Below are 2,548 nucleotides of genomic sequence, written 5' to 3'. Positions count from 1 at the left end.
GGGTGACAAGGCCTTGCGTGCAGCCCACAACTGATCGCGCGCGCGGCCTTCCATCGCCACATCCAGCTCGATCATGCCGTCGCCCTCGGCGGCGGTCGCCAATGCCTGCAACAGGTAGGGCAGGGTGTCGTGGTCGCCATCGGCCTCGACCAGCAACATCGCACCCGCTTCCGGCACGTCGGCGCCATTGCGACGCAGCAGCTCCAGGCTGCGCGCGTCCATGAATTCCAAGCGTGTGGGAACGACTGGCTGCGACATCAGCCGCGACATGGCAGCGGCGGCGGCATCGGCATCGCGGTACAGCACGCGCAGGCCAGCCTGGCTGACCGGCAGCGGGGTCAGTTTCAGCGTGGCTTCCACGATCAGTGCCAGCGTGCCTTCACTGCCCACCAGCAGATGGGTGAGGTCGTAGCCGGTGGCGTCCTTGGTGTAGGCGCCGCCGCAGCGGATCACCTCGCCGGTACCGGTCACCGCCACCAGGCCCAGCACGTTGTCGCGGCTGGTGCCGTACTTCACCGCGCGCGGGCCACCGGCATTGCACGCCAGGTTGCCGCCGCGATAGCGCTCGTTGGCGCTGATCGGCTGCAGCCCGGCATTGCACAGGTAAGCCTGCGCGGCAGCTTCCACCGCCGYGCCCCGCTGTGCCCGCGCGGTTGGCATGGGGCTTAGTTGGCGCTGGCGATTGGCATCGGCCGGCCGCCGCTGAAGGTCGACCAGGCCGGCACGCGCAGCACGTTGCCGTTGCTGTCCAGGAACAGCGTGCCGGTGGCGCCTGGCAGGCCGCCTTCGTTGGCCATCTTGTCCAGGTAGGCGCTGATCTTCCATGCATCGAACCCGAACGCGAACAGGCGGCCGGCCGCGCCACGCGCGGTGGGCAGAATCTGCCCGGCGGTGCTGGCCGACGGCAGGCCCAGCACGCCACGCACGTTCCACGCTTCGTTGGGGTACACGATGCCGTCCAGGGCCATGTCGTCTATGGCGGCCAACTGGCTGCGTGGACCGCGCACCAACGCACTCGCCTTCAATGGCGAAACCCTGGGCGCGGATATGCCACGCAACCGCTATGAAGTGCAGGCCGGTGCCGAGCTGAAGCTGGGTCAGCGCTGGTCGGCGTGGGGTGGCATGAGCGTGCAGCGTGGCGACCACGCCTACCGCAACGTGGGTGGCCAGCTGGGGATGCGCGTGCGCTGGTAACAAAAAAAGGAGCCGGGTAATGCCCGGCTCCTTCGCGTTACGCGTGCTGCTTCGTGCATCATCGTAGCGCCGGGCTCTGCCCGATTGCTTTCTGCGGATGTTCCAGCGCAGCCGGGCAGAGCCAAGCTCTACGGCTCGCAATGCGCGGCGTTACGGGGCGCCTACCGTGGCCTGTTGGTCGCGCGGGGTGCCGTAATCATCCAGCCATTGGAACGTCACCTGGTTCGGCATCGATGCACCCGTCGGCAGCGCATAGTGCACCTGCTGGCCCGGGGCGATCATGTCCACGTCCACCTTGCGGCCGTCAGCCAGCGTCAGCGTGCTCAGCGTCACGTGGTAGGCAGTGGGGTTGGTGACCTGCAACGCATTGTCTGCACTGGACCATACCAGTGCTGCAGCGGCATCACGCGCTGCTCCTGGCAGACCCGCAGGCCGGTGGAACAGCTTCACCCGCGTGCGCACCGCGAACTGCAGCAGGTTCTTGCCCGCGGCATCGGCCGGTTTGGGTGGGATATCCAGCAGGTTGAAATAGAACACCGATTCGCGGTCGGTCGGCAGCGCCGGCTCCGACGGACGCGGCGCATACGTAATGCGGTAGGCCTGGCCCTGGTGGGCATTCAGCAGGCGCGGCTCGGCTGGCGTCAGCCGGAAGGGGGTTCGCACGTTCTCTGGACGCGCCTGGCTGTCACCATCGTCGATCCAGACCTGGGTCATTGCCGGTTGCCCGCCGGTATTGCTGGCCTTGATCGTGACGTCGCGGCCTTTCTGGGCGTCATGGACAATGCGGGTGCCCTGCAGGGTTACCGCTGCCGACGCGGGCAGGGACGCCAGGAAGACGGCCAGCGCGAAGGCCCCAGTCGATGCACGGGGTTTCATATGTCACCTCTCGATGGAAGGGATGACCAGCGGTGACGCCAGCCATCCCGGGGCGGCTCAGCGGTAAAGCACCACGAAGTCACCGGATGCATTGGCGGTGCCGGCCGTAGCATCCTGTGCCGGCGATGCGTACCACGCGGAATAGTCGAGCTGGCCGCTGCCATTGGCGGCGATGGTCACCCACTGGGTGGGATCTTCACCGATCTTCTGCTGGACGCCGGCGGCGTCATACAGCGCGACGCCGACCTGGCGCGCGGTGGACGCCGCAGTCAATTTCAGATTGCCGGTGCTGCCATCCGGCGTACCGCCGAAGCGTACGCCCACGTCCTGCGAGGCACCCGAACCGGTGCAATCCAGGCTGATGCTGAAGTTCTTCTGGCCGGCACGGGTATTGGCGTTGACCGATGCGAGATCGACCTGACCCATCGCCACGGTGATCGTGCCGCCGGTGGATTGCACGGCACAGGTGGAGGTGAGC

General features: G+C 67.1%; 2 protein-coding genes and 3 pseudogenes. 1 reads left to right on the top strand and 4 read right to left on the bottom strand.

Translation table 11 applies throughout. The annotated features are described in order from the left end of the window. Nucleotides 1–621 (bottom strand): annotated as a pseudogene (locus tag AB4Y84_RS19050) (FAD-binding oxidoreductase); the annotation flags it as partial. Nucleotides 622–665: 44 nt separating this feature from the next. After that, a pseudogene (locus AB4Y84_RS19045) lies at nt 666–974 on the bottom strand (penicillin-binding protein activator); the annotation flags it as partial. A 1-nt stretch (nt 975) separates the two neighbouring features. Between AB4Y84_RS19045 and AB4Y84_RS19040 the strand changes: the two are divergent. Next, nucleotides 976–1,194, top strand: a pseudogene (locus AB4Y84_RS19040) (autotransporter outer membrane beta-barrel domain-containing protein); the annotation flags it as partial. Between the two features lie 150 nt (nt 1,195–1,344). Here AB4Y84_RS19040 and AB4Y84_RS19035 read toward each other — a convergent pair. Next, complete coding sequence (locus AB4Y84_RS19035; protein WP_038690519.1) at nt 1,345–2,070, bottom strand: fimbrial biogenesis chaperone; 726 nt, start codon at nt 2,068–2,070, stop codon at nt 1,345–1,347. 57 nt (nt 2,071–2,127) lie between these two features. Further along, on the bottom strand, nt 2,128–2,548 hold a 421-nt coding region (locus tag AB4Y84_RS19030), incomplete at its 5' end, for a fimbrial protein (RefSeq protein ID WP_442250668.1).

Source organism: Stenotrophomonas sp. 2YAF22 (assembly GCF_052114665.1).
GTDB lineage: Bacteria > Pseudomonadota > Gammaproteobacteria > Xanthomonadales > Xanthomonadaceae > Stenotrophomonas > Stenotrophomonas indicatrix.
This window is presented reverse-complemented; position numbering and strand designations above follow the sequence as displayed.